Annotated in this window: 27 protein-coding genes; 13 read left to right on the forward strand and 14 right to left on the reverse strand. The window is 65.5% G+C overall.

The window, feature by feature from the left end:
* The coding region (locus QZH66_RS03785) for a VOC family protein (RefSeq protein ID WP_305804626.1) at nucleotides 1-302 on the reverse strand (302 nt) is incomplete at its 3' end.
* 144 nt (nucleotides 303-446) lie between these two features.
* The gene (locus tag QZH66_RS03790; protein ID WP_305804627.1) at nucleotides 447-941 is read right to left on the reverse strand and encodes an HNH endonuclease; all 495 of its coding nucleotides are present in this window, start codon (nucleotides 939-941) and stop codon (nucleotides 447-449) included.
* Between the two features lie 44 nt (nucleotides 942-985).
* Between QZH66_RS03790 and QZH66_RS03795 the strand changes: the two genes are divergently transcribed.
* The gene (locus QZH66_RS03795; RefSeq protein WP_305804628.1) at nucleotides 986-1,171 is read left to right on the forward strand and encodes a hypothetical protein; all 186 of its coding nucleotides are present in this window, start codon (nucleotides 986-988) and stop codon (nucleotides 1,169-1,171) included.
* Nucleotides 1,172-1,298: 127 nt separating this feature from the next.
* Nucleotides 1,299-1,748, forward strand: coding sequence for a VOC family protein (locus QZH66_RS03800; protein ID WP_305804629.1), 450 nt, complete (start codon nucleotides 1,299-1,301; stop codon nucleotides 1,746-1,748).
* Nucleotides 1,749-1,950: 202 nt separating this feature from the next.
* On the opposite strand, the gene QZH66_RS03805 is transcribed toward QZH66_RS03800, so the two are convergent.
* Nucleotides 1,951-2,760 carry an HNH endonuclease gene (locus QZH66_RS03805; protein WP_305804630.1) on the reverse strand — a complete coding sequence of 270 codons (810 nt, stop codon included), beginning with the start codon at nucleotides 2,758-2,760 and terminating at the stop codon, nucleotides 1,951-1,953.
* Between the two features lie 131 nt (nucleotides 2,761-2,891).
* Between QZH66_RS03805 and QZH66_RS03810 the strand changes: the two genes are divergently transcribed.
* Nucleotides 2,892-3,272 carry a hypothetical protein gene (locus QZH66_RS03810; RefSeq protein WP_305804631.1) on the forward strand — a complete coding sequence of 127 codons (381 nt, stop codon included), beginning with the start codon at nucleotides 2,892-2,894 and terminating at the stop codon, nucleotides 3,270-3,272.
* A 223-nt stretch (nucleotides 3,273-3,495) separates the two neighbouring features.
* Here QZH66_RS03810 and QZH66_RS03815 read toward each other — a convergent pair whose 3' ends face one another.
* Together QZH66_RS03815 and QZH66_RS03820 are read right to left on the reverse strand one after the other, a co-directional pair.
* Nucleotides 3,496-3,702 carry a hypothetical protein gene (locus QZH66_RS03815; protein WP_305804745.1) on the reverse strand — a complete coding sequence of 69 codons (207 nt, stop codon included), beginning with the start codon at nucleotides 3,700-3,702 and terminating at the stop codon, nucleotides 3,496-3,498.
* Nucleotides 3,703-3,904: 202 nt separating this feature from the next.
* Nucleotides 3,905-4,903: an NAD(P)H-quinone oxidoreductase gene (locus QZH66_RS03820; protein ID WP_305804736.1), complete on the reverse strand. Its 999-nt coding sequence runs from the start codon at nucleotides 4,901-4,903 to the stop codon at nucleotides 3,905-3,907.
* A 431-nt stretch (nucleotides 4,904-5,334) separates the two neighbouring features.
* Here QZH66_RS03820 and hdhA point away from each other — a divergent pair, with 431 nt between their 5' ends.
* A complete protein-coding gene (gene hdhA / locus QZH66_RS03825) occupies nucleotides 5,335-6,102 on the forward strand; it encodes a 7-alpha-hydroxysteroid dehydrogenase (RefSeq protein ID WP_305804632.1) in 768 nt (255 codons plus the stop codon).
* A 122-nt stretch (nucleotides 6,103-6,224) separates the two neighbouring features.
* Here hdhA and QZH66_RS03830 read toward each other — a convergent pair whose 3' ends face one another.
* The 5 genes from QZH66_RS03830 to QZH66_RS03850 form a co-directional block, all read right to left on the reverse strand.
* Nucleotides 6,225-6,908 carry a type 1 glutamine amidotransferase domain-containing protein gene (locus QZH66_RS03830; protein ID WP_305804633.1) on the reverse strand — a complete coding sequence of 228 codons (684 nt, stop codon included), beginning with the start codon at nucleotides 6,906-6,908 and terminating at the stop codon, nucleotides 6,225-6,227.
* A 561-nt stretch (nucleotides 6,909-7,469) separates the two neighbouring features.
* Nucleotides 7,470-7,727, reverse strand: coding sequence for a hypothetical protein (locus QZH66_RS03835; RefSeq protein WP_305804634.1), 258 nt, complete (start codon nucleotides 7,725-7,727; stop codon nucleotides 7,470-7,472).
* Nucleotides 7,728-8,018: 291 nt separating this feature from the next.
* On the reverse strand, nucleotides 8,019-8,405 hold the full coding sequence (locus QZH66_RS03840) for an MAPEG family protein (RefSeq protein WP_305804635.1): 387 nt from the start codon (nucleotides 8,403-8,405) through the stop codon (nucleotides 8,019-8,021).
* A 127-nt stretch (nucleotides 8,406-8,532) separates the two neighbouring features.
* The gene (locus QZH66_RS03845) at nucleotides 8,533-8,745 is read right to left on the reverse strand and encodes a DUF2945 domain-containing protein (RefSeq protein WP_305804636.1); all 213 of its coding nucleotides are present in this window, start codon (nucleotides 8,743-8,745) and stop codon (nucleotides 8,533-8,535) included.
* Nucleotides 8,742-9,329, reverse strand: coding sequence for a DUF488 domain-containing protein (locus QZH66_RS03850; RefSeq protein ID WP_305804637.1), 588 nt, complete (start codon nucleotides 9,327-9,329; stop codon nucleotides 8,742-8,744). The genes QZH66_RS03845 and QZH66_RS03850 overlap by 4 nt, the downstream gene beginning before the upstream one ends.
* Nucleotides 9,330-9,541: 212 nt before the next feature.
* Between QZH66_RS03850 and QZH66_RS03855 the strand changes: the two genes are divergently transcribed.
* Complete coding sequence (locus tag QZH66_RS03855; protein ID WP_305804638.1) at nucleotides 9,542-9,985, forward strand: hypothetical protein; 444 nt, start codon at nucleotides 9,542-9,544, stop codon at nucleotides 9,983-9,985.
* Nucleotides 9,978-11,297 carry a sorbosone dehydrogenase family protein gene (locus tag QZH66_RS03860; RefSeq protein WP_305804639.1) on the forward strand — a complete coding sequence of 440 codons (1,320 nt, stop codon included), beginning with the start codon at nucleotides 9,978-9,980 and terminating at the stop codon, nucleotides 11,295-11,297. The genes QZH66_RS03855 and QZH66_RS03860 overlap by 8 nt, the downstream gene beginning before the upstream one ends.
* 122 nt (nucleotides 11,298-11,419) lie before the next feature.
* Here the strand turns inward: QZH66_RS03860 and QZH66_RS03865 are convergent, their stop codons facing one another.
* Nucleotides 11,420-12,448 carry an NADP-dependent oxidoreductase gene (locus QZH66_RS03865; protein ID WP_305804737.1) on the reverse strand — a complete coding sequence of 343 codons (1,029 nt, stop codon included), beginning with the start codon at nucleotides 12,446-12,448 and terminating at the stop codon, nucleotides 11,420-11,422.
* A 610-nt stretch (nucleotides 12,449-13,058) separates the two neighbouring features.
* Here QZH66_RS03865 and QZH66_RS03870 point away from each other — a divergent pair.
* The 4 genes from QZH66_RS03870 to QZH66_RS03885 all read left to right on the forward strand — a co-directional run bounded on the left by QZH66_RS03870 (nucleotide 13,059) and on the right by QZH66_RS03885 (nucleotide 17,286).
* On the forward strand, nucleotides 13,059-13,373 hold the full coding sequence (locus tag QZH66_RS03870) for a hypothetical protein (protein WP_305804640.1): 315 nt from the start codon (nucleotides 13,059-13,061) through the stop codon (nucleotides 13,371-13,373).
* On the forward strand, nucleotides 13,370-15,031 hold the full coding sequence (locus QZH66_RS03875) for a PA domain-containing protein (RefSeq protein ID WP_305804641.1): 1,662 nt from the start codon (nucleotides 13,370-13,372) through the stop codon (nucleotides 15,029-15,031). Before QZH66_RS03870 ends, QZH66_RS03875 begins: the two co-directional genes overlap by 4 nt.
* Nucleotides 15,032-15,246: 215 nt before the next feature.
* Entirely contained in the window at nucleotides 15,247-16,176 is a 930-nt protein-coding gene (locus tag QZH66_RS03880) for a M14 family metallocarboxypeptidase (RefSeq protein ID WP_305804642.1), read from the forward strand.
* A gap of 255 nt (nucleotides 16,177-16,431) precedes the next feature.
* Nucleotides 16,432-17,286 (forward strand): PA4780 family RIO1-like protein kinase, encoded by an 855-nt coding sequence (locus QZH66_RS03885; RefSeq protein ID WP_305804643.1) that lies wholly within the window; start codon nucleotides 16,432-16,434, stop codon nucleotides 17,284-17,286.
* Nucleotides 17,287-17,315: 29 nt separating this feature from the next.
* Here QZH66_RS03885 and QZH66_RS03890 read toward each other — a convergent pair whose 3' ends face one another.
* Nucleotides 17,316-18,221: a LysR family transcriptional regulator ArgP gene (locus tag QZH66_RS03890; protein ID WP_305804644.1), complete on the reverse strand. Its 906-nt coding sequence runs from the start codon at nucleotides 18,219-18,221 to the stop codon at nucleotides 17,316-17,318.
* Nucleotides 18,222-18,355: 134 nt separating this feature from the next.
* Between QZH66_RS03890 and QZH66_RS03895 the strand changes: the two genes are divergently transcribed.
* Nucleotides 18,356-18,991: a LysE family transporter gene (locus QZH66_RS03895; protein ID WP_305804645.1), complete on the forward strand. Its 636-nt coding sequence runs from the start codon at nucleotides 18,356-18,358 to the stop codon at nucleotides 18,989-18,991.
* Between the two features lie 95 nt (nucleotides 18,992-19,086).
* Here the strand turns inward: QZH66_RS03895 and QZH66_RS03900 are convergent, their stop codons facing one another.
* On the reverse strand, nucleotides 19,087-19,875 hold the full coding sequence (locus tag QZH66_RS03900; RefSeq protein WP_305804646.1) for a phospholipase: 789 nt from the start codon (nucleotides 19,873-19,875) through the stop codon (nucleotides 19,087-19,089).
* Nucleotides 19,876-20,264: 389 nt separating this feature from the next.
* On the opposite strand from QZH66_RS03900, the gene QZH66_RS03905 reads away from it, so the two are divergent.
* Together QZH66_RS03905 and QZH66_RS03910 are read left to right on the forward strand one after the other, a co-directional pair.
* Nucleotides 20,265-21,305 (forward strand): alpha/beta hydrolase, encoded by a 1,041-nt coding sequence (locus QZH66_RS03905; protein ID WP_305804647.1) that lies wholly within the window; start codon nucleotides 20,265-20,267, stop codon nucleotides 21,303-21,305.
* An 81-nt stretch (nucleotides 21,306-21,386) separates the two neighbouring features.
* Entirely contained in the window at nucleotides 21,387-22,592 is a 1,206-nt protein-coding gene (locus tag QZH66_RS03910) for an MFS transporter (protein WP_305804648.1), read from the forward strand.
* A gap of 57 nt (nucleotides 22,593-22,649) precedes the next feature.
* Here QZH66_RS03910 and QZH66_RS03915 read toward each other — a convergent pair whose 3' ends face one another.
* Nucleotides 22,650-23,315 carry a methyltransferase domain-containing protein gene (locus QZH66_RS03915; protein ID WP_305804649.1) on the reverse strand — a complete coding sequence of 222 codons (666 nt, stop codon included), beginning with the start codon at nucleotides 23,313-23,315 and terminating at the stop codon, nucleotides 22,650-22,652.
* Nucleotides 23,316-23,593: the final 278 nt, after the last annotated feature.

Raw genomic sequence — 23,593 nt, forward strand, 5'->3', positions numbered from 1 at the left:
ACGCCGCGCTCTATGTCCATGCCCAGATCGGGGTACTCCTCCAGCGCCACTCCCTTCGCGCGTAAGGTTTCGGCGATGGCCACGACGTCATCGCCGCCGCTCCAAGCCACAGCGTTGCCCGTGCCCGGCCGGACGCCTTCGGACCGGTAGACCACGAGCGTCGTGTCGCCCGTGCGGTATCCCACCACGCCGTCCATGTCGTCGTCGCGCGGTTCCAGGCCTAGGGTATTGCTGTAGAAATCCCGCGCGCGGTCCAGGTCGCTCACCGCGACGATGGCGCTTGAGGTCTTGTCCTTCAACATGGGGCTCTCCTCTTAGCAAGTGCGCCGCGAGCTAGCGAGCACCCGCCGCGGCCCTGCGACCCTGCGCGGGCTGGCGTTGGAGCGGCGTCAAGTCGGCGTTAACCCGCCGCCCACGTGGCGCTCAGCCGAGCCTACGGTCCTTTGTCAGGCGATCTTTCGTGCAAACACTGATCTGTGGTGCTCTAGGAACTTCGCTTGTTCCGGACGGAACTTCTCGACACGCTTAGAAGGGTCGATGAACCATCGTTCAAGCACGTCCCCCGGCAAAGAGAGGTGTGTAAGCATCCTCCCGTTATCGTCGAATGTGATTAGGTGGTCATCGAACAATGCATCTACGTGGGGCGACAGCAGAATGCCGTTGTAGCCGCTGATGCGTTCAGCGTTGGATGAGTCCCTCCACGCTTTGATATGGCTCGCAACCAACACGCGCTTGTCGGTCACGCCCGTCACCCGGCAGGCTGGATCGAGAAGAATCACACGTTTGCGGAAAAGGCCTTGACCCACACGAGCCTTGGCCAGCTGCATTCGCTGGGTGACCGGAATGGTTTTGTCATCCTCGATGCGATGCAGCTCTGCGAGTACGTCAGCATCGGGCTCGGACTCGCGCACAAAATTTAACAGGAACGGGGTCAGGTTCACTTCGTAGGCTGGGCCCTCTCTATCGCGTCGATAAGGCGATAAGGTTGGCCCAGCAGCGGCTCGATGCTGCGATTGACGCAAAGCGTCATCACACCAACCAGAATCTGGCAAACGAGGCCGTCAAAGAGGCGCGCGAAGCACTCAAGAAGGCGGAAAAGTTGCGTGTCCTCAAAATTGCGGAACTCGCAGCCTCTGCAAAAGCATGGCGAGAAAACCGCCCGGCGGAGTGAATGAAGCGAACTTCTTGCCCTCCGCTCCGTGCTCGCCGTAGGCCGTGGTGGGTTGCAGTGGCAGCGTCATCTGACTTTAAGAAGGGTTGTGGCAGCCTGCGCATCCGACAACGTCAGGAGGTGTGCGGTGAAGATCGTTACCAGTCTGAGCTTTCGCGGCCAGTGTCGCGAGGCATTCGAGTTCTACGCGAAAGTCCTGGGCGGAAAGATTACTGCCGCCATGCCTTACACCGAGGCGCCGCCGGAAATGCAGTTGGCCGATCCGAAGTACAAGGATTGGCTGATGCATTGCTGGCTGGAGGTCGGCGACCAGGCGCTGATGGGGGCGGATATGGATACCAAGTGGGCCCCCAATGTCGACAAGCCCAAGAATGGCTTCGATGTAACCTTGCATACCAATAATGCCGACCAGGCACGTCGCTGGTTCGATGCCCTCAAGGAAGGCGGCAGAGTAGTCATGGATTTCAACAAGACCTTCTGGTCACCCGGGTTCGGTTCGCTGGTCGATCGGTTCGGCGTGCCGTGGGTGGTGAACACGATTCCCGCCGCACATACTGGCCAGGCAAATCCCCATTGAGAACGTCAGTGAAGGCGGAAGTCAGAGGTGATTTGTATTACTGGCAACCATGAAAAATAGTGGTGAGAGTAAATATTTATTGCTGGCCTTTCCGATAAGAGATCAGGTTGGAGTATACGACGTCGGCTGCGCGCGCCCATCAGCTGTGTACCACGGGAAAATCAAAGGCGCTGGGTTGGTGAGCCAACCCAGCCTACAGCTTTCATGGTGATTGATCGGCGCTTTTCGACTTCTCATGCATCGTTTGGCGATGCTTGACGATGAATTCTTGGCTCGGCGCGAAGCGTTCCGGTAGCTCGATTTGTTTCCCTTCAGTGGGGAAGAATACGTCGCGCACGAACGTGTCCTTGCTGGTCTTGAGCCGTTCGGAAAGCAAGATACGGGAATCATCCGTCAGCGAAAATAAGTAGGTGTCGAACGCCTTGTCATGAATGGCGGAAAGGCATAGGCCGTTGCTGGGGTTCAGGCGGTTGGCCTTGTCAGCACTCCAAGGAACGATGTGGCTGGCGACAAGCAATCGCGGGTCACTCAAGCCGGTGATGCAGCAACGCCCGCGATAGCTGGCAAGTACTGCTCGACGAAAGAAGTTCTGCTTGATGCGCTGTTGCACAACTGCTTGCCGCACTTCGCCGGTGAAATCGGCCAGTGCATCGTCATCAGTGGATTGGAGCGCGGCTGCGTGTACCAGTCCACGTTCCTGCTGCAGATGTTGCAGGTGCTGCTCGCACTCGACGGCCAGCGCTTCCCAGTCCGCGTGGAATCTGGCCCATATTTCACGATCCATTTTGGATGCGCCGCGGAGTCCTTTACGACCAGTGCGAGTGATGGAGGGATCGAGACTGGCGAAGTTCACCAGCTTCATCGCCAGTGCGCTTGGCGTTCGCCCAATTAGCTGAGCCAATTCGACGATATCTGGGTTCTTGCTGTGCAGCTTGCCAAAGGGCGTTTGGCAATAAAAGTTGAACGCAAGCTTGAGCTGCGTAGGTGTCCAGTTTGAGGCGGCATTTCCCATTGCATTCCCCCTGATGCTGGTTGCCAGGATACGAGAAGGAAGGGGGTGCAGCGACTGCTGCGGCTGCGTGAGTGGTCGCAGCCATTGCGACCGACTCCGTTCAACATGCAGGCAACGGAAGGGAGGCGGTGATGAGCGAACAAGAGCAAGTGGGATTGAGCGTGCTTGAGTATCTGTACCGCGATGCCGGCAACTTCAAGACGCATGGCGCGTTGCTGTTGAGCGGTTATGAGGTTGGCGCGGAGGCCGCGATGCTCGGATGCTTGGACTGGGGCAGGCAATTCGTCGCCGAGCAAATCGGCGTCCCTTCGCTATGCGAGGCGCACTGGGCGGCCGTGGGGGACGGTCCGTCGGACCTCGATCATGCGTACCACGAACTTTCGTGCCTGAGGCCGGCCAATCCAAACGAGCTGCATTCGACTGCACACGGCACACTGGATGCTTTGCTGGGGCGGATGCGCGCGGCCAAGGGACGCTGGGATGTGCGGTTGTCGCCTAATTGCGAGCTTTAGGAGAACAGAGTTCGTTTTGGTCTTTTGTGGCCGAACCAAGGATCAGTGGCGATGGCTATTGCTCGCACCTCGTACAACGAAAAGCCCCGCATTGCGGGGCTTTTTGGGGTCAACGATTCTGGCTGGCCCACCTTGGGCGGTCAGCGCCACGCTGGCATGCCGCGAGCTGGTCCCGTTCGCGCATCAGCCGCGGCGAAGGAGGGAGGCACCGGCGCCGGGTGGATCATGCGTTGCTTTTCTTTTCGCGCTTCTCGGCCTTTTTTTCCTTCATGGTCTTTGCCGGTTTCTTCTTCTGTTCCTTTTTCTGGTCCATGCCCTTGCTCATCGTCTTCTCCTGGGTGTGAGTGGTGGCGAGCTGCAGTGGCAGCCGCTGGCGCGGTTTACGCGGCCCAGCATAGCCGAGCGGGGTGCGTTGAAGGCGTTTCGGCACCGGCGGCCGGGGCGGTGGCGGCCCGTCTTGTTGTGATCCCGGCCAGGGCGCGCTGTGCGCCGCGTGCCGCCCGAACTTGCCGTCTTGCCAAGGCGCATCCTTGTTGCCTGACGAGGGTGGTTGTCTGGTTCACCCGCCTCGCGGGCGGGACGCATCGTGCCGGTCCGTGGCTGGGGCCGGAAGGACAGGCCCCCTCCCATGGCTACCACTGCAGCATGATCTTGCCGATATGCGCGCTGCTCTCCATCAGCGCATGCGCCTTGGCCGCCTCGCGCGCCGGGAAGACCTGGTGGATCACCGGGCGGGCCTTGCCGGCTTCCAGCAGCGGCCACACCCGCTCGTGCAGTTGGCGGGCCACCGCGGCCTTGAACGCAACCGGGCGCGCCCGCAGCGTGGAGCCGGTGATGGTCAGCCGCCGCTGCATGATCAGCAGGGCATCGATGTCGACCTGTCTGCCCCCCAGGGCGGCAATGAATACCAGTCGGCCCTCTTCGGCCAGCAGCCCCAGTTCGCGGGCCACGTAGTCGCCGGCCACCATGTCCAGGATCACATCCACCCCGCGGCCGTCGGTGTGCTGCTGCACCTCCGCGACGAAATCCTGCTCGCGGTAGTTGATGGCGTGGGCTCCCAGTTTCTCGCAGGCCGCGCACTTTTCGGCATTGCCTGCGGTGGCGAACACGCGGTGGCCGAACGCCCGGGCCAGTTGGATGGCGGTGACGCCGATCCCGCTGGAGCCGCCCTGCACCAGCAGCGATTCGGGCGTGCCGTGGTCGGTGGTGCCAAGGCGTCCGCGCTGGAACAGGTTGCTCCACACGGTGAAGTAGTTTTCCGGCAGCGCCGCCGCTTCGATAAGGGTCAGCCCCTTGGGTACTGGCAGGCATTGCAGCAGCGGCGCCACGGCGTACTGGGCATAGCCGCCCCCGGTGAGCAGCGCGCAGACGGCATCGCCGGGCTTGAGGCCGAACGGGTTGTCGCCGCCGAAGTCGCCTTCGACCAGTTCGCCGGCCACTTCCAGTCCGGGCAGGTCGGAGGCGCCCGGCGGCGCGGGGTAATTGCCTTGTCGCTGGGCGACATCCGGGCGATTGACGCCGGCGGCCGCGACCTTGATCAGCACTTCGCCCGGTCCCGGGCGCGGGATCGCGCGTTCGGTTGGCTGCAGTGTGTCCGGTGCACCGGGTCGGGTGATTTCGATGGCTTGCATGGTGACCATGTGGGCTCCGTTTCGAGTAGGAAAACCGGGGTCAGAGTGAAGTGGCCCGGGTTGAAATTGGGTGAGCGTGCAGGTTCGACATCGCTCCGCCTATCGGAATGTGCGAAGCGGTCGCGGTGTCGCGGCCCGGGGTCGATTTCTCGCGGCGTTGTCGAGACCGAACCGGCCCGGACATCACGATATCTTTTCACGGCAGGGCAGGTGCATGCCAGGAACTATGCAACTCACGGCGCCCGCTGTGATGACACGCCCCGCACTGGGGGATTTTTTCTGCATGGTGGGGAGGGCCGCGCTTCGGAGCGGCGCAACCCCGGTGATTGAGGCGGTCCTGACGCGCCGGGTGCAATGATGCCTGCTGCGGGTTGCTGCAGGGGGCAGATGTCCCGGTACCACCTGGCGATTTTCTCAACGGAGTATTCGATATGTACGATCCAGCGGTTTTCCGGCTCGACGGCCAGGTTGCAGTGATCACCGGGGCCGGGGCGGGCATCGGCCGGGCCATTGCCGAGACGCTGTCCGGCGCGGGTGCGGCAGTGGTGGTCAGTGACCGCGATATCGAGGCGGCGCAGAGCGTTGCCAAGGCGATCCTCGCCAATGGCGGTCAGGCGGCCGCACTGGCCTGCGATGTGACCAGAGAGGAGGATCTGGTCGCACTGGTCCAGCGCAGTGTGCAGACTTTCGGCAAGTTGACGGTGCTGGTCAGCAATGCCGGCGGCGGTGGGCCGAAGCCGTTCGATATGCCGATGGCCGATTTCCGCCGCGCGTTCGATCTCAACGTGTTCTCGCTTTTCCGCCTGGCGCAGCTGGCCGCACCGGAAATGGAAAAGGCCGGCGGCGGTGCGATCCTGGCGATCACCTCGATGGCGGCCGAGAACAGGAACAGGCGCATGGCCGCCTACGGTTCGTCCAAAGCGGCGACCAGCCATCTGGTGCGCAATATCGCCTTCGACCTGGGGCCGAAAAATATCCGCGTGAACGGCATTGCCCCCGGCGCGACGCGGACGGACGCCCTGAAGTCGGTGCTGAATGACGCGATCGAAAAGAAGATGCTCGAACACACGCCGATCAACCGCCTGGGCGAGCCGCAGGACATGGCGAACGCGGCGCTGTTCCTGTGCTCGCAGGCGGCAGGCTGGGTCAGTGGCCAGATTTTGACCGTATCCGGTGGCGGGGTGCAGGAACTGGATTGAGACCGGACCGGGTCGATTCTGCGGTCGATTCCGGACGGGAACCGGTGGATAACAGAAAGCCCCGCAATGCGGGGCCTTCTGTCGATATCGCCAATGGGTGCCGCCGGCGGGTCAAGCGCCGGTCAGCGGGTCTTCACCAGTTTGAGCAGGGCATGGGCCGCCTCTTCCGAGGAGGCGGGGTTCTGGCCCGTCACCAGGGTGCCGTCGGTGAGCACATGCGGGGCGAAATCCGGACCGCTGGAGTAATGGCCGCCATTGGCCTTGAGCATGTCTTCCACCAGGAACGGCACGATCGCGGTCAGGCCGACGGCATCCTCCTCGGCGTTGCTGAAGCCGGTGACGTTGCGACCGCTCACCAGCGGCGCGCCGTCTTTGCCGCGCGTGTGTTTGAAGATGGCCGGCGCATGGCAGACCGCGCCCAGCGGGATGCCGGCGACTATGGTGGATTCGAGCAGGGCGATCGAGTCGCGGTCTTCGGCCAGATCCCACAGCGGGCCGTGGCCACCGGGATAGAACACCGCATCGAACGGCTGGCCAGCGACGTCGGCCAGTTTGCGGGTATGCGCCAATGCCTCGCGCGCGGCGGCATCGCTGGCAAAGCGGGTGGTCGCGGCGGTTTGCGCGTCGGGCGCGTCGCTCTTGGGGTCCAGTGGTGGTTGCCCGCCCTGGGGCGAGGCCAGCACGATTTCGGCGCCGGCATCGCGGAACACGTAGTAGGGCGCGGCGAATTCCTCCAGCCAGAAACCGGTTTTCTGGCCGGTATCGCCCAGTTGGTCGTGAGAGGTCAGGACCATCAGGATCTTCATGGAGTGTCATTCCGGAACGGGGGGAGGACGAACCTTAGCGGGGCCGCCATTGCCATGGCGTGACTGTGGCGGCCACGTCGATCGGCCCGCGTCAGATCGCGCTTTTCTGGACTTGCGTCGTGGTGGTGGGGGAGCCGGTTTGTTTGCGTCTTCTGCCGGTGGAACAGACGCGCGTGATGAGCATGCTGTCCCACAAGTCACCGCCGCAGTGACGGCGCGGGCGCGGCAGTCCGCCCTCCGGTGCGGTGTCAACCGGTAGGGTGGAAACGCGGTGCAGGCGATCTGCGCCAGCGGCGATCACGCGCCGCACTGGAGTCGGCCGGGTCGTAGCGTGGCGGGTTGCGCAGGAGCGCCGCAGTTGGCGACACCGGGCTGCCTGTGTGGAGTGGGCAGCGTCAACGCCAATGCATAAGGCGATACCGCGGTAGCTGAAGGCCGGTGCGCGCGATGATGGGTACAACGGTAACGCCGGCAGCCGGAACAGCGGGTGCCTGGGCGGTGGGATTGCTGCATGGAAACGGACGCCGCCGGCGTGGCGGCGTCCGTTCCAGCATTGCGTGCTCAGCCCTTGGCGGCGGCGGGCTTCGCGGTGACCGGCGTGGCGGCGCGGCGGGTGTTGCCGCGGGAGCGCGCTGCGGTGACATTCACCCGCAGCGGCGTGATGCCCAGCACTTCGATATGGCCGCCCTGCTTGCGGAAGGCTGCGACGTCGGAAGCGATGCTCTCGCTGGTGATGTGCGGGCCGGCATTTTTGCCCTGCGCCGTGCGCTTGAGCTGCGGGGAGGAGGTGCTGCGGGTTTTTGTGGCCTTGCGTGGCATGGGATTTCCTTCTGTCGATTCGCCGTTGGCCAGCAGTCTGCTGGCCGGCGGAGCGGCAACGGTGCCGGGGCGGCGGGGTTGCCAGGATCGGAACTTCCCATCGGAGGCGCGACATATGCGCCGATACGCCGCGACAATGCAGTGGCGTGAAGGAGTGACAGGAAGTGCGCGCATGGTGCCAGCTCCCCCCTGAACATGATGTTATTTGTGCTTGACTCCGCGCCGTAGATGGTGTTTCGACGGCTCGCGTCGGTCCGCTCATGGCGCCGGGGCGGCGGTATCCGGTGAGGCTCAGCGCAGTGCCAGCCACAGCCCGGTACCGGCCATCGCCAGCAGGTTGGCGAACGTGAGCATCGCGCCCAGCACGCGTCCGGGCGAGCTGCCGCTGTTATGGCTCAGCCCATAGGCATGCAACAGACGCGCGCACATCAGCACGCCACCGAAGCTCCACAGCCACGTTGCCGGCAGCCCGCACAATTCCAGCAGCGCCAGCAGCAATGCCATCGGCCCGTATTCGATGAAGTTGCCCTGCACGCGGATGCGTCGCTCGGATCGGGTCGGCGCCGGTGCCCAGCCCCGCCCGATCCGCTGGCGCCGCCGCTGCCGCACGATGGGGATCACCGGCACCAGCAATAGCAGCACGCGCAGCGCGCTGAGGATCAGCGTGATTCCGGGCATGAGGGTTCCGGCAGGAGTCGCCGCCAACGGTGCGTGGCCAAAGATCCTTGGGCCTTTGTGTGCCAATAGTGGCATGCGGGCGCAGCCGCCGATCCGGGCCGCTCGCGCCCATTTCCGGCGCTGCCCATCAGGAGGGCAGATGACGCAGCGCGCTGCCCTTGTGCATGGCGATATGGTCGGTGGTGTCGCTCTTGATCTCGTACTGCGGATCGTCTTCGCTGCAATGGCGGATATGGCCTTTGTAGGTCGTATCGCGGGTATGCACTTGGCGGATGTGGCCACTGACCTGTCCGGCTTCGGAGTTCCAGCAGACGTGGTCGCCTACCTTGAAGGTGGTCATGGATTTTCCTTGCGCTCAGGGTGGGGGGCGTGCGGCTGTCCGCCGGCCGTTGGCGGATAGATCACCGCGGTGCCGCGCACAATCGCCCCCGGGGTCAACGTGGCGGCGCTGATATGGCCTCGGCCGAGGATGTGGAGCACCTGCACCCCGCGTGCCAGCAGGTGGTCGGCGATGATGCGGCGGTGACAGCGCCACCACACCGCTTCGGAGCACATCAATGTGCAGCGCTGGCTTGATGCGCGGTCAAGCAGCTCCTGCAGGCCCTTGTCGAAGGCGCTGCTGCGCGCATAGGCCGCATAGCGGGCGAAGCTGGCGTTTTGCCAGAAACCCTCGGGGGCCGCGCCCTCCAGTTCGCGACGGGTGCGGCGTCCACACAGCGCTTCCAGGTGCCAATAGTCGATGTTGCGCGTCGCCAACGCGTGGGCCAGGGCATCGGCGTTGTAGTGCGGGAAACGGCGGGAGCCGGGCAGCCGGCGTACGTCCACCACGCAGCCGATGGCGGATTCCGACAGCAGCGCCAGGAATTCGTCCAGTGGCCGGGTGGAATGACCGACGGTGAAAACGGGATTGGAGATGCACGCCATGGCACAACGCTAGAGGCGTGGCCGGGATTGATCCGTGAACACGCACCGCCACCGGCTGGAGGTGGGGCTCCTTCGCGCCACCTCGGTTGGCGACACCTCGTGCACATCGGGCCGACTACGGTTCGGCGGTACGCCTTGCACGCGTCCGGTCGTCCGCCTCGTCGGGCACGCCGGCGACCCCGTTCCCGAGATGGATACAGAGAACCCCGGCCATGAATACCGGTGACGCACCTCGCCGCTCTATTGCTGCCAATGCCATTTATGGCCTGCTCAATCCGCTCCCGTTCGGCTTCTTCGTGGCCGCGCTGGTTTTCGACATCCTTTACGCCCGCAGCGCGGTGGTGATGTGGGGCAAAAGTGCCGCATGGCTGATTGTCTTCGGCCTGCTGTGTGCGGTGATTCCGCGCCTGATCAACCTGGTGCAGGTGTGGGTGACCCTGCGCCACGGTGCGATGCGCGGCGACCGCTTCGACTTCTGGTGCAATCTGCTGGCCATTGTCGCGGCGACCTTCAATGCGTTCGTGCACAGCCGCGATGCCTATGCGGTGATACCCGCCGCGCTCTGGTTGTCGGCGGTGACGGTGGTGTTGTTGGCCATGGGCCGCGTCGCCATTGCGATACAGCACGACATCGCGGGAGTGCCGGCGCATGAGTGAGGTCTTCAGAAGCGGGGCGCTGGCCTTGGCCTGTGCGGTAATGGTGGCCGGCTGCAGTGGCAGGGCCACGCTTGAGCCGAACCAGCAGTCCGGCGGCGATCCGCCGCTGCCCACGGCCCGCAACTTCCTGGTCCCGCCGATGCAGGTGCCCGAAGGCGTGGGCTGGAAACAGGGACAGACGCCGCAGGTGGCGCCGGGATTGCAGATCGAGAAGATCGCCGATGGACTGATGCATCCACGCCAGCTCTACCTGTTGCCCAACGGCGATGTGCTGGTGGCCGAAGCCAACAGTCCCGGTACCGAACCGGTCACCACGCCCAAACAGCTGATTGCCGGCAAGGTCAAGACGGCTTCGGGCAAGGGCGCCAGGGGCGGCAACCGGATCACCCTGCTGCGCCGCAATGGCAGCGCGCCGGGGATGTGGGAAAAACACGTCTTCATCGAGAACCTGAATTCGCCCTTCGGCATACAGCTGCTCGGCGATTGGCTGTATGTCGCCAACACCGACGCCATCGTCCGCTTTCCCTACGTCAGCGGCGTCACCCGGATCACCGCGCCGGGCGTGGAGTTCGCCGATCTGCCCGGCACCCTCAACCACCATTGGACCAAGGCGCTGCTGGCCAGTCCGGATGGCGGAAAGCTGTATGTGGGCGTCGGCTCCAACAGCAACATCACCGAGAACGGTCTGGACGTGGAGTACCGCCGCGCCAACGTGCTGGAGGTGGATGTGGCCAGTGGTGGCAGCCGCATCTATGCCTCGGGCCTGCGCAATCCGACCGGCCTGCAATGGGAGCCGCAGAGCGGCAGGTTGTGGACCATCGTCAACGAACGCGATGAGATCGGCCCCGACCTGGTGCCGGATTACCTGACCTCGGTGCAGGAAGGCGGCTTCTACGGCTGGCCTTACAGCTATTTCGGGCAGCATCTGGACCGCCGCGTCATGCCGCAACGCCCGGACCTGGTGAAGAAGGCGATCAAGCCGGATTACGCGCTGGGCTCGCACGTGGCGCCGCTGGGGCTGTTGATCTGCGACAGCAGCGCGCTGCCGGGGAAATATCGCAGCGGGGCGTTCATCAGCGAACACGGCAGCTGGGACCGCTCGCCGCTCAGCGGCTACCGGGTGACCCACGTCGCCTTCGAGCAGGGCAAACCGGTGGGCGTGCCCGAACCGATCGTCACCGGGTTCCATTCCAGGGATGAAAAACAGCTGTACGGAGCGCCGGTGGGACTGGTGCTGGACCGGGAAGGCGCGCTGCTGATCGCCGACGATGTCGGCGATGCGGTCTGGCGGGTTTCCGCGGCCACGCATTGAACCGGAGCTGCGGCGCCGCAACGAGCGGGCCACAGCGCGGGTCGTGGGGGTGGGGGAAAACCGGGCGTGAGGCGGCGACATTCCCGCTATGGGAGGGTCGCGGGCATGTGTGCCCGGCGCGCTCAGGCGTGGGCGATGCGCACCACCAGCTTGCCGAAGTTGCGCCCTTCCAGCAGGCCGATAAAGGCCTGTGGCGCATTCTCCAGCCCGTCGACGATATCTTCGCGGAACTTGATCCGGCCCTGCTTGACCCAGTTGCCCATGGCCTTGAGAAACTCGCCGTAGCGGTCGCCATAGTCATCGAAGATGATGAAACCCTGCATCTTGATGCGCTTGGTCAACAGCGTGCGGGTCAGCAGACCCAGGCGGTCGGGCCCGGGCGGCAGCGCGGTGTCGTTGTAGTGCGCGATCAGCCCGCACAACGGGATACGCGCCTTTGCGTTCAACAGCGGCAGGACCGCATCGAATACCGCGCCGCCGACATTCTCGAAATAGACATCGATGCCGTTGGCGCAGGCCGCTTGCAGCTGCTGCGGCAGATCGGCCGCGCGATGATCGATGCAGGCATCAAGGCCGAGTTCGTCGACCACGTAGCGGCACTTCTCCGCACCCCCGGCAATGCCCACCACGCGGCAGCCTTTGAGCTTGGCGATCTGCCCGACCACCGCGCCGACCGCGCCACTGGCGGCGGCCACCACCACGGTTTCGCCGGCCTTGGGCTGGGCGATATCGAGCAGGCCCATGAACGCGGTGAAGCCCGGCATGCCCAGCACGCCCAGGGCGAGCGACGGATGCGTCATCTGCGGGTCGAGCCGGTGCAGGCCGCTGCCGTCGGACAGTACGTAGTCCTGCCAGCCGCCATAGGCCAGCACCAGATCGCCGGGCTGGTAGTCGGGATGATGCGAAGCCTGCACGCGCGCCACGGTGCCGCCGCCCATCACCTCGCCGATGCCCACCGGATCGGCATAGGAAGCCGCATCGCTCATGCGCCCGCGCATGTAGGGGTCCAGTGACAGATACAGGTTGCGCAACAGCACCTGTCCCGCCGCCGGGATCGGCGCCGGCGTTTCCACCTGTTTGAAATTGGCCGTGGTGGGGGCGCCGACCGGGCGCGAGGCCAGCGTGATCTGGCGATTGACGGCGTGTGGAATGGACATGGTGCTTGCCTCGTTGGGTAGGTGTCAGGGGCGGTGGGCAGATTCCCGGGACGCAACGGGTGGCCGCGAACCTGCCGGCAACGGTCGCAATGATCACCGCCTTCGGCTGCATTGCAGCCGGTGGCTGAAGCCAAGGGTTGCCGGTGCCAGTGCGCGACACTTTTGCCGCTTACCGCAACGAACGGCTGCGGTGATCTGTACTGGTCTGATCCTTTGACGTTTCGCGTTGGCCGCCCGGGGACCCGTCTCGAATACTTCGAAGAGTGTGAACGCCGTGCGTACTGGGGCGCTGCCACCAGTGTGAGAGCGCTGCCCCGTGGCACAAATTAACCTATTCATTTTCGTTGCCGCGGGTAGCACGGGGCGCGGCACTTGTCGCCCTGTACAGGCCGGGGGACACTCGGCGCGCGAGGGGTGCCGGCCCCGCGTAGACGCATGGGGGGGAGCGGGCACCAGCCTCCGGCTCGACAGGATTGAGGGAACTATCATGATGAGGTTTTCCGCTTTCGTCGTACTGTCCGGCATGGCGTTTTGCGCCCATGCATCGGGACAGGCTGCAGATCCGCCCAGCGCGTCGCCGCCGGTCGTGGGGAGCGAGTCGGGGGTGTCGGTCGGTATCGATGCCAAGACCGGTCGGCTGCGGCCATTGACCGATGCTGAAATCCTGCAGTTGTCGCAGGCGGCAGACCGGGCAATGCCGGCCGCCCGCCCGGGCGCAACCGATCTTTTCAGCAGAATGCCGCGCACCGCGACCGATGCGCGCGCCACGATGCACATGGATCGCAAGGGCATGCTGACGATGCAGTTGCCGCTGTCGGCGATGTCGTCGATGACCGCCACCCAGGGGGCGGACGGCAGTCTGCGTATCAGTGAGGACGAAGGAGTGAGCGTCCCCGCTGCACAGGAGGTGCTGAAATGAAAAGGCAGATGATGGCGGCCCTGGTGGCCGCCGCTCTTTTTGGGGGTTCCGGTGCCCAGGCCGGCGTGATTACCCCGGTCAATCTCGATCCGGCCGGGCAGGGCCTCAATGACACCACCCCGCGCGCTGCCGAAGGCGGCAATCCGGGCAGTACGGTGGGTGAGCAGCGCCGGATCGTGTACCAGTTCGCGGCGGACCTGTGGGGCTCGTTGCTGCAGAACACGCCTGAAATCCGCGTCGGTGCAAGTTTCCAGCCACTGGCGTGCACCGATACCGGCGGTACGCTGGGATCGGCAGGTGCGTACTGGATCGCCGCGGATTTCCCCGGCGCACCGCTCCCCGGCGCGGTCTATCACGGTGCATTGGCGAAGGCGATTTCCGGCCAGGAGCTGGAGTCCTACCCGGTGGATATCACCAGCCGGTTCAACGCCAACCTGGGCTCGCCGGGCTGTCTGACCAGTTCCGGCTGGTACTACGGGCTGGATGGCAATACCCCGGCAGGCAAGATCAGTTTCCTCGATGTGGTGATGCATGAAATCGCCCATGGCCTGGGGTTCTCCGGCTTCGTCGGCTACAGCAGCGGGGTACTGGGCGAGCGCGCCGGTGCAGTGGGCTATTCCGATCCCTACACCCACAACGCGTTCGACAACATCCGCAACCTGCGCTTCACCGCGGCCGGCATGACCAACAGTGACCGCGCCGCGGCCATCCGCACCCGCGGCCGGCCCGGCTGGGACGGTGCCAACGTCAAGGCGCAGGTGCCGATGTGGCTGGAAGGGGCGACGGTGCTGCAGGTCAGTGGCGGCACCTTGAACCTGGTGTCGCAGTTCTACGGTGTCGCTTCGTTCGGGCCGCCGGCAACGGCGAGCAATTTCAATGCACCGGTGAAGCTGGTCAACGACGGTGTCGGCGATCCCACCGACGCCTGTGAACCGCTGGCGGCCGGCAGCCTGACCGGCAAGATCGCAATCATCAGTCGAGGTAGCTGCAGTTTCGAGCCGAAAACGGTCAACGCGCAGAATGCCGGGGCAGTGGGAGTGATCATTGCCAATGTCGCCACCTCGGCCGATCCGGGAACGGCGCCGGGCATGGCCGATGACGCGACGGTGGTGGCGACCATTCCGGCACTCAGCGTGAACCTGAGCGATGGCAACGCGATCAAGGCGGCGGCACAGGGCGCCAGCGTGGTGACCGCGTCGCTGGGCAAGGTGGCCGGGCAGTACGCCGGTGCCGATCCTGCGGGTCGGGCATTGCTGTACGCCCCCGCGGTGGTGGCCAGTGGCTCATCGTTCTCGCATTTCGAGACGGTGCTGACACCCAATGCATTGATGGAGCCTTCAATCAACGACTCGCTGTCATCCAGCTATCTGGTTGATCTGACGCTGGCCCTGTTCGCCGATGAAGGCTGGCGGCTCAACACCGGCACCGCCAAGGTCAATGGCTGTGACACCGGGGTAAAACTGTTCATGAACCCCGGGGTGATTGCCGGTGCCAATCTGGTGGCCAACGAGCGCGTATGCCGGGTGGAGGCGGCGGGCAACCGCATCCACTATCTGGGCTGCATGGACGGGCTGGCGCGGGATCTGCAGGCGCTGGGCATGATCGGCACGGCTGACAAGGCCAAGGTCCGTCTCTGTGCCACCAAGGCCGCCTTGTAACCGGGGGCAGGTGCAGTGAGGAAGGGCAGGCACGGGAATGCCTGCCCTTTTTTTGTGCAGGTTGATGTGGGGTGGGCGGTGGGGAGTGCGGCTGCCCCCTGCGGTCACGGTGGAGACGCCACGGGCCTGGCGACCGGTGGTGATGCGCGGCACGGCGCCCAGGTGCCGGTGCTAAAGTTCGCAGCCTCGAATTTCCGTCTATGAGAGGCAGCTTTATGAATCCCGTTTCCTCCGGGTTCTATCCCATCGGCACGCCGGGTCAGCCGTGGGGCGCGGCAGAGAAGGCGCAGTGGCGCGCGGCGCAGCTCGGACAGCGCAGTTACGCCGATGAGGTGCTGGGCAGGATCGAAGCACTGCGCGGGCGGTTCCAGGTTGAACAGTACGGCGAGCTGGATTACGGCGATGGCCGCTACCCGCTGTTGGCGATCCGCAGCAGCCACTGGGATGAGCGCCTGCCGGTGGTGCTGGTGACCGGTGGCGTGCACGGCTATGAAACCAGTGGCGTGCAGGGCGCGCTGCAGTTCGTTGACCGGCACGCGGCCGGGTATGCCGGCAAGATCAATCTGCTGGTCGCGCCCTGTGTGAGCCCGTGGGGCTACGAGCGCATCCAGCGCTGGAATGCGCTGGCGATCGATCCCAACCGTTCATTCGTGGCGGACAGTCCCGCGCCGGAATCGGCGGCACTGATGGCGTTGCTGGCGCCGCTGGCCGGACGCTGTCTGGTGCATATCGACCTGCATGAGACCACCGACACCGACGAATCCGAGTTCCGCCCGGCCTTGGCCGCGCGCGATGGCAAGCCGTTCGAGCCGGGCGGCATTCCCGATGGCTTCTATCTGGTGGACGACACCGAAAACCGGCAGCCCGGTTTCCAGCAGGCGGTGATCGCCGCGGTGGCGGCGGTGACGCATATCGCGCCGGCCGATGAACGCGGCCAGATCATCGGCTCGACGGTGGTCGCACCCGGGGTGATCGAATATCCACTGAAGGCGCTGGGGTTGTGCGCGGGGATGACTGGCGCCCGCTATACGACCACGACCGAGGTCTATCCCGACAGCCCGCGCGCCACCGCGCAGCAGTGCAATGACGCCCAGGTGGCGGCGGTGCGCAGCGCGATCGACTACGCGCTGGCCCACGCCCGCTGACCCTGGACATGAACGCGGATGGCCGCCCGGGCGTGCAGCAAGGGCGGCGGTCACAGCGCTGACGTGACTGGGGAATGGCGGCGGGCACCCGGATTTCGCTGCTGGGGCACTGTGCGGAGCGGTGGCTGTCGACTTCCGCCACGCCGGCGCGCGCTGCAACGGCAGCTGTCCATGGCTGCTGCGATCAGCGCTGGAACAGCCGTTGGCCGGCGAAATGGAGGATCATGTGCGCCCGTCCAAGTACCTCGCTCCTGAATGAAGACCCCCAATGGCCTGCAACCGCTGATCGACGATGGTGTTATCGACGAGGTGATGCGTCCGCTCAAGAGTGGCAAGGAAGCTGCCGTGTACGTGGTGCGTGCGGGCGATGAAGTGGTTTGCGCCAAGGTCTACAAAGACATGGGCCAGCGCAGTTTCCAGAAACGGGTGCAGTACCAGGAAGGCCGCAAGGTGCGGGGCAGCCGCGAGGCCCGTGCCATCGGCAAGGCCAGCAAGTACGGCCGCAAGCAGCAGGAAACCGCGTGGAAAAACACCGAGGTCGAGGCGCTGTACCAGCTGCGCGAAGCCGGCGTGCGCGTACCCGAGCCGCATGGGTATTTCCACGGCGTGCTGGTGATGGAGCTGGTGGTGGACGCCGATGGCCGCTCCGCGCCGCGGCTGGGCGAGGTCGAGCTGGCGCCGGAGCAGGCGTGTGAATTCCACACCTTCCTGGTCCGTCAGGTGGTCAAGATGCTGTGCGCCGGCCTGATCCATGGCGATCTGTCCGAATACAACGTGCTGGTCGGCCCCGACGGTCCGGTGATCATCGATTTCCCGCAGGTGGTCAGCGCGGCCGGCAACAATGCCGCGCGCACCATGCTGCTGCGTGACGTCAACAACCTCACCGCCAGTCTGGGCGCGTGGGAACCGGCGCTGCTGGAAACCTGGTACGGCGAGGAGATGTGGGCGCTGTTCGAGGCCGGCGAATTGCGGCCGGACAGCGAACTCACCGGCGTGTTTGTTCCCGACCAGTCGCACGCCGATGTCGACGGCGTGCGCGAGGCGATCAACGAGGCGCGGATGGAAGCGCTGATCCGGCAGCAGGGCCGGGAGATGGCCGAGCAAGACTGAATCGCGCCACGGCGCGGCGGCGGGGTGGGCTATCTTCGCTTTCGCACCAGCGCCGAGGAGGCGGCAAGGATGGCGCGGGTCAGCAGCGCCATGGTGGTGACTTCGCCTTTCCAGTGCTGCCAGTACAGCGGCACGTCTTCCCATGCACGCTGTTTGACGTAGACCAGCCGGCCGCTTTCCAGGTGCCGGCGCACCAGTGGCAGCGGATTCATGGTCCAGCCCAGGCCGCCGAGATTGGCCTGGACAAAGGCGCGGGTCGACGGAATCCACCAGGTCGGCGCGTCGAGTGGCTGCCCGGCCCCGGCCAGGCGGCGGGCGTAGCGGGCCTGCAGATCGTCCTTGCGGTTGAACACCAGTACCGGCGCCTGCGCCAGGGATTGCGCGTTGACGCCTTTGGCGAAGTGGCGGGCGTGGAATTCCGGGGTGCAGGTGGCGGCGTAGCGGATGCTGCCCAATGCATGGATCTGGCAGCCCTGCACCGGTTCGGACAGGGTGGTGACCGCGCCGAGGACGGCGCCCTGGCGCAGCAGTGCGGCCGTGTGGTCCTGGTCTTCGGTGTGCAAGTCCAGCGTGGTGCCGGTGGATTGGGCGAAGGTCAGTGCCGCCTCGGGAAACCAGGTTTCCAGACTGTCGTGGTTGACCGCGATCGGGATGGACGCCCGTGGCAGGTCCTCATCGGCAATGCCCATCCGGTGCAGCGCATCATGTTCGAGCAGCGCGGTCTGTTCGGCCAGCTGCACCAGGATCTGGCCTTCGCTGGTGGCTTCGGTGGGGATTGAACGACGCACCAGCAGGTGGCCGACGCGATCCTCCAGCGCTTTGATCCGCTGCGAAACGGCGGAGGCGGTGACATTCAGTGCCTGTGCGGCGCGCTCGAAACTGCCCTCGCGGATCACCGCGGCCAAGGCGCGCAGCTGTGCATGGTCGATGCGCATGTATTTAGTTTTTCTAAAGTTGGTTAAACAAGTTTAGCTCTACTTTTTGATGTTGCGCTGCGACAATTCGCCCGTTCGCGGTGCTGCCGGCCTCTGCCCACGCCGCTTCCCCCCTCGCAGCAGGCAATAACGTCATGTTTTCGGTAATTTCCGGCAGCGCCGGCCTCGGCGCGTGGTTCAGCGGCGCCGCCATCGGTATCGGCTTGTTCGCCATCGTCGGCGCGCAGAGCGCGTTCATCCTGCGCCAGGGCATCCTGCGCCAGCACGTGGTTCCGATCATCGCCACCTGCGCCACCATCGATGCGGTGTTTATTTTCGCCAGCGTCGCCGGCCTGAAGACAGTGACGGCCAGCCTGCCGTGGTTGACGGCCGTGCTGCTATGGGGCGGCGTGGCATTCCTGGGCTGGTATGCACTGCAATCGGCGCGGCGGGCGATGACGGGCGGCGGCGGCATGCAGGTGGACGACAGCGCCGAGCCTTCGCGAAAGGCGGCGATGCTGGCGGCGGCCGGATTTTCCATCATCAATCCGCACTTCTGGCTGGACATGATGGTGATCGGTTCGATCGCCGAGAATTTCGGCAATGCCCGGATGGCCTTCGCCGCCGGCGTGGTCACCGCCAGCTGTGTGTGGCTGACGGCGCAGGGGCTGGGCGCGCGCCTGCTGGCACCGCTGTTCACCAGGCCCGGCACCTGGCGGGTACTGGATGGCACCATCGCGGTGATCCTCAGTGCACTGGCGTTGACGCTGGCCATCCGCGGCGTCAACTGACTCCTGCGGGCTTCTGCAGCGCGGGTCGGCATTGCAGAAGCCCACCGCGTTCGGCGCCGCGCAGGCGTCGCTGCATGGAAGCCATCACGTGGCACTCAGCCGCGGCGGTGCTGGAACAGCCACTGCCACATGGCCGGATTGCGGTAGGTGGGGTCCCATGCATTGTGGTTGGTGCCGGGGTATTCGGTGTAGCGGATATTGGCGTGCTGCTTGAGGCCGGCCCGATAGATGCGCCGGTCGTTGTCAGGTGGGACCAGGTCGTCTTCGGCACCGTGGAACATCCAGACCGGCACCGTGCGCAGGCGGGTGGCGAGCGCGGTATAGGGATCGGCCTCGCCGGCAAGCTGGTCGACCAGCAGCCCGGGCTGCTCATCGGGCGGGGCGTGGATCGCGCCACAGACCGGCACCAGCGCGGCAAAGCGGTATGGCTGCATCAGTGCCAGTTCCCAGGTGCCATAGCCGCCCATCGACATGCCGGTGAGGTAGGTGCGGTGCGGATCGCCGTGGAATTCGGCGCTGGCCGCGTCCAGGGTGGCCAGCGCCATGCGTGCGCTGCGTCCCAGCCATTCGGTGTCCTGCGGCGCCTGCGGCAGGACCACCAGCGCGGGGAAGCTGGCGGCCTGGTGTTTCAACCACGGGCCCAGACCGGCTTCCAGTTGGCGCCGGTTGTCATTGCCGCGCTCGCCCGAGCCGTGCAGGAACAGCACGATCGGGGTTGCCGCTGGACCACGCTGCGCCGGGACGAACACCTGGTAGGCAAACGTGTGGCCTTCGACCTGCAATGAGCGCGCCACGAAATGGCCGCCGGCCGCCGGCGGCACTGGAGCGCTGGCACAGCCAACTCCCAGAATCGATATCGAAAGCAGGATCCGCAGGCGGTTCATGAACAGTCCTGACAGTGCTGTTGCCCCTCAGCTTAGGCGCTGTGGCGACGCCTGGCGAGGTTGCCGCGCCGCGCAGGGAGTGCCTGCATCCAGTCATGCCGCAGGTGGGAAATGGCGGCAATCTGGCCAGTCCTGGCGTTGTGAAGTGCGCCGGTAGGCCATGCCAGCTGCATCATGCCAATCGCCCGCGGGGCCCGGCGTCGGGCAGCACTGCCGAGCGCCATCGGCAGGCGTCGACATTGGGCAGGTATGTCCGCGCCCGCTGAACGTCGGTCGCGGAGACAGGCGCAGGCCGCACAGGCGCTCGCCGCCGTGCAGGCAAGGCAAGAGCAGGGCAGTGGCCGCGGATATACGCCTACGATATGGAAACCGTTGCCAGGGAGGTACCCATGGCGGAACAACAGGCAAAGCGCCCGTGGCATCAGCGCGTGCGGCGCGGCTACCGTGCGGCGTGGCTGCCGGGCCTGCTGGTCGCTGGCATTGGCGCCACCTTCCTGCTCAGCCCGTGGCCATCGGCGCTGCTGATACGGGCGGTATTCGACTATGGCGGAAGCCAGGCCAACCGCGCGCTGGCGCAGCGGGTGCCGCCCGGCGTGGTCTCGCTGCAGGACCAGCGCTATGACCCGGCCGACGCCGATGCCCGGTTCGATCTGTACCGCCCGCAACAGGCGCTGGATGGCGGCAGGCCGTTGCCCGTGGTGGTGTGGATGCATGGCGGGGGTTTTGTCGGCGGTACCCGCCGCCATGTCGAAAACTACGCACGCATGCTTGCCGCGCAGGGCTATGCGGTCGCCGCCGTGGGATATTCACTGGCGCCCGGGCAGCACTATCCCAGGCCGTTGTTGCAGCTCAACCGTGCTCTGGGCTATCTGCAAGCCCACGCCGGCGCGCTGCAGCTGGATATGCAGCGGGTGGCGCTGGCCGGTGATTCGGCCGGCGCCCAGCTGGCGGCGCAGATGGCGGTGGTGGTGAGCGATCCCGCCTACGCCCGGTGGATGCAGCTGCAGCCCGCCATAGGCGCCGACCAGTTGCGCGCGACGGTGCTGTTCTGTGGTCCGTATGACGCGCTGGCCATGGCGCGGGACGTCAACACCTCGTGGTTCGTGCATACGGTGGTGTGGTCGTATTTCGGCTCGCGCAAGCCGGATCTGGAGGCCGTGGCGCAGTTCTCGGTCGCCGGCGCGGTGACCGCCGCGTTTCCGCCGACCTTCATCTCGGTGGGCAACGACGACCCGCTGCAGGCGCAGTCCTACGCGATGGCGCGCGCACTCCAGCGGCAGGGTGTTCCTCTGCGGACGCTGTTCTTCTCCGACCAGCCGGCGTTGGCGTTGCCGCACGAATACCAGTTCGATCTGCAGTTGCCGCAGGCGCGGCAGGCATTTGCCGGGCTGTCGGATTTTCTGCGGCAGCGGCTCGCATCGCCGCCCTGAATTCCGGACTGCGCGTGCCCGGCCGGGCCTCCCGTTCCCGGGAAGGTCATGCGCCCCCCACTACACTGCGTGGTTATGAATTTGATCAAGCCTGTCCTGTGGACACCGGGTTTCCTGTTGGCCTGTATTGCCAATTTCCTGCTGGGCATGTCGTTCTACCTGCTGATGCCGACCTTGCCGTTCCATCTGCTGGAGCAGTTGCAGGTGGGTGAGGCCACGGTCGGCGGCATCCTCGCCAGCTATGTGATTGCGGCCCTGCTGGTCCGACCGTTTTCCGGTTTCATCGTCGAGCACTTCAACGCCAAACATGCGTACCTGGTCGCGCTGGCGGCGTATGTGGTGTTCACCAGCGGCTATCTGTTTGCGCATACCGTGCTGGCGTTCGTGATCGTGCGGCTGGGCATCGGCGTCACCTTCGCGGTGCTGAGCACCGCAGCCAGCACCCAGGCAATCGACATCATTCCCTCGGCGCGGCGGGGCGAGGGCATCGGCTTGTTCGGGTTGATGAGCAGCCTGGCGATGGCGCTGGGACCGATGTCCGGGCTGTGGTTGATGGACCGCTACCCGTTCGCGGTGATCTTCAAGGCGGCGGTCATCGCCGGCGTGGCTGGCCTGCTGGTGGCGTGCCGGGTGCGTTCGCCGCGCAAGCGGCGGCGGCCTGCGGTGGCGGTGTTGTCACTGGATCGCTTCCTGCTGGTGCGCGGCCTGCCGCTGGCGTTCACCCTGGCGGTGATCGGGCTGGGCTACGGCATGCTGCTGGCGTTTGCCGCGATCTACGGCAAGCAGCTGGGGGCGCTGAACACCGGCCTGTTCTTCACCTTGATGGCGGTTGGAATGATGGTGTCACGGGCGTTCTCCGGACGCCTGATCGACGGCGGCCGGGTGGTGCTGGTCACCAACAGCGGAACCGCCGCGGTGGTGCTGGGGCTGGGATTGATCGCGCTGGCCCAGGGCCCGGCGCTGTATCTGCTGTCGGGGCTGCTGGCCGGCTTCGGCTTTGGCGTGGTCTATCCGGCGTACCAGACGATGATGGTCAACCTTGGCGGCCACGCCCAGCGCGGTACTGCGGTAGCCACGTATTTTTCGGCACTGGACGTGGGGATCGGTCTGGGCATGCTGCTGGCCGGCGTTATCGCCGCGCGCTTTGGATTGGCGGCGGCATTCGCCACTGGCGCAGCGTTGTCGCTGGTCGCCGGGATGTTGTTTGCGCTGCGCTTGTCGCAGCGTGATATCGGGGGCGCTGCCGAAACCGTGATTGCGCCGGTCGAAACGCAGCGCGAGCACTGAGTGCCAATCGCCCGCACCGCGGCAAGCGCGTGATCCGCGGCGTGGCGGCGCGGCCGGTCAGCAGCGCGGCACCTGCGTGCGCCGGAAATGCAGTACCCGTGGCGTATGCGCAGGCAGCGTCGCAGCGACAACCGGCAGCGGCGGGTCCAGCGCGAACCCTTGCGCGTGCAGCAGGCGGGTAAACAGTCCGCCACTGCCGCGGCCCGGATCGGTGATGACCACTTCCGCCACGGGTAGCGCGTGGCGTTCGACCAGTCCGGCCAGCAGCAGGGCATGGTCGCGCTCGTACATCACGTCGCTGGCGATGATGACGTCGAACATGCCCAAGGAGGGGAGCGGCGCATCCCAGTCCATATTGCGGAAATGGACCGATGGCAGCCCGTTCATCGCCGAGTTGTAGGCAAGGAAGGATTCGGCCAGCGGGTGGATGTCCGAAGCCACCACCTGTGCGCCGCGCCGTTGCAGCACCAGGCTCGGCAGGCCGATGCCGCAGCCGACTTCAAGGATGCGCTTGTCCTCGATGTTGAAACTGTCCATCGCCAATGCCAGCAATTCGGCCGCCGGCCATACCTGCCCGAACAGGCTCCACTGCGCCGAGGAGATACCCAGGCGTGCGCCGTGTCCATCGGGGTCGGAGAACTGCTGCAGATCGCGCAGCACGCGCAGCCGGTAAGGCTTTGGGCCCACCTCGAGTTCGAGGTGGCGTACTTCATAACCTGGCATGTGCTCTCCCGGGAGCGTTGCAGCCTGCATGCAGGCCGGTAAAAGTGAAGGGAGAGGCCGGCGGTCGCCTTGAAGGCGGGCCGGGCGAAGGCGTTGCAATGCCGGTGTCAGATGGCCGCGTACCGCCTGGGCAGGACGGCCATCAGCACCATCGGGCAGGAGGGCGTGAGCCCGGTGTGGCGGTCACGCCAGACAGCCGATGACGCCGGTGGTGCGCTTGCCTGCAAATACCGCTGTACGGCGTCGCGCAGGCCCGGCATCCACCGGGCAGCGGGAAT

The sequence above is a fragment of the Stenotrophomonas sp. YIM B06876 genome (assembly GCF_030711595.1).
GTDB lineage: Bacteria > Pseudomonadota > Gammaproteobacteria > Xanthomonadales > Xanthomonadaceae > Stenotrophomonas.

Bases quoted from the DNA above. Each gene is read 5' to 3' on its own strand.
- QZH66_RS03805 (WP_305804630.1), bottom strand. From the start codon at position 2,760: ATGGGAAATGCCGCCTCAAACTGGACACCTACGCAGCTCAAGCTTGCG.
- QZH66_RS03810 (WP_305804631.1), top strand. From the start codon at position 2,892: ATGAGCGAACAAGAGCAAGTGGGATTGAGCGTGCTTGAGTATCTGTAC.
- QZH66_RS03820 (WP_305804736.1), bottom strand. From the start codon at position 4,903: ATGCAAGCCATCGAAATCACCCGACCCGGTGCACCGGACACACTGCAG.
- hdhA (WP_305804632.1), top strand. From the start codon at position 5,335: ATGTACGATCCAGCGGTTTTCCGGCTCGACGGCCAGGTTGCAGTGATC.
- QZH66_RS03830 (WP_305804633.1), bottom strand. From the start codon at position 6,908: ATGAAGATCCTGATGGTCCTGACCTCTCACGACCAACTGGGCGATACC.
- QZH66_RS03835 (WP_305804634.1), bottom strand. From the start codon at position 7,727: ATGCCACGCAAGGCCACAAAAACCCGCAGCACCTCCTCCCCGCAGCTC.
- QZH66_RS03840 (WP_305804635.1), bottom strand. From the start codon at position 8,405: ATGCCCGGAATCACGCTGATCCTCAGCGCGCTGCGCGTGCTGCTATTG.
- QZH66_RS03845 (WP_305804636.1), bottom strand. From the start codon at position 8,745: ATGACCACCTTCAAGGTAGGCGACCACGTCTGCTGGAACTCCGAAGCC.
- QZH66_RS03850 (WP_305804637.1), bottom strand. From the start codon at position 9,329: ATGGCGTGCATCTCCAATCCCGTTTTCACCGTCGGTCATTCCACCCGG.
- QZH66_RS03855 (WP_305804638.1), top strand. From the start codon at position 9,542: ATGAATACCGGTGACGCACCTCGCCGCTCTATTGCTGCCAATGCCATT.
- QZH66_RS03860 (WP_305804639.1), top strand. From the start codon at position 9,978: ATGAGTGAGGTCTTCAGAAGCGGGGCGCTGGCCTTGGCCTGTGCGGTA.
- QZH66_RS03875 (WP_305804641.1), top strand. From the start codon at position 13,370: ATGAAAAGGCAGATGATGGCGGCCCTGGTGGCCGCCGCTCTTTTTGGG.
- QZH66_RS03880 (WP_305804642.1), top strand. From the start codon at position 15,247: ATGAATCCCGTTTCCTCCGGGTTCTATCCCATCGGCACGCCGGGTCAG.
- QZH66_RS03885 (WP_305804643.1), top strand. From the start codon at position 16,432: ATGAAGACCCCCAATGGCCTGCAACCGCTGATCGACGATGGTGTTATC.
- QZH66_RS03890 (WP_305804644.1), bottom strand. From the start codon at position 18,221: ATGCGCATCGACCATGCACAGCTGCGCGCCTTGGCCGCGGTGATCCGC.
- QZH66_RS03895 (WP_305804645.1), top strand. From the start codon at position 18,356: ATGTTTTCGGTAATTTCCGGCAGCGCCGGCCTCGGCGCGTGGTTCAGC.
- QZH66_RS03900 (WP_305804646.1), bottom strand. From the start codon at position 19,875: ATGAACCGCCTGCGGATCCTGCTTTCGATATCGATTCTGGGAGTTGGC.
- QZH66_RS03905 (WP_305804647.1), top strand. From the start codon at position 20,265: ATGGCGGAACAACAGGCAAAGCGCCCGTGGCATCAGCGCGTGCGGCGC.
- QZH66_RS03915 (WP_305804649.1), bottom strand. From the start codon at position 23,315: ATGCCAGGTTATGAAGTACGCCACCTCGAACTCGAGGTGGGCCCAAAG.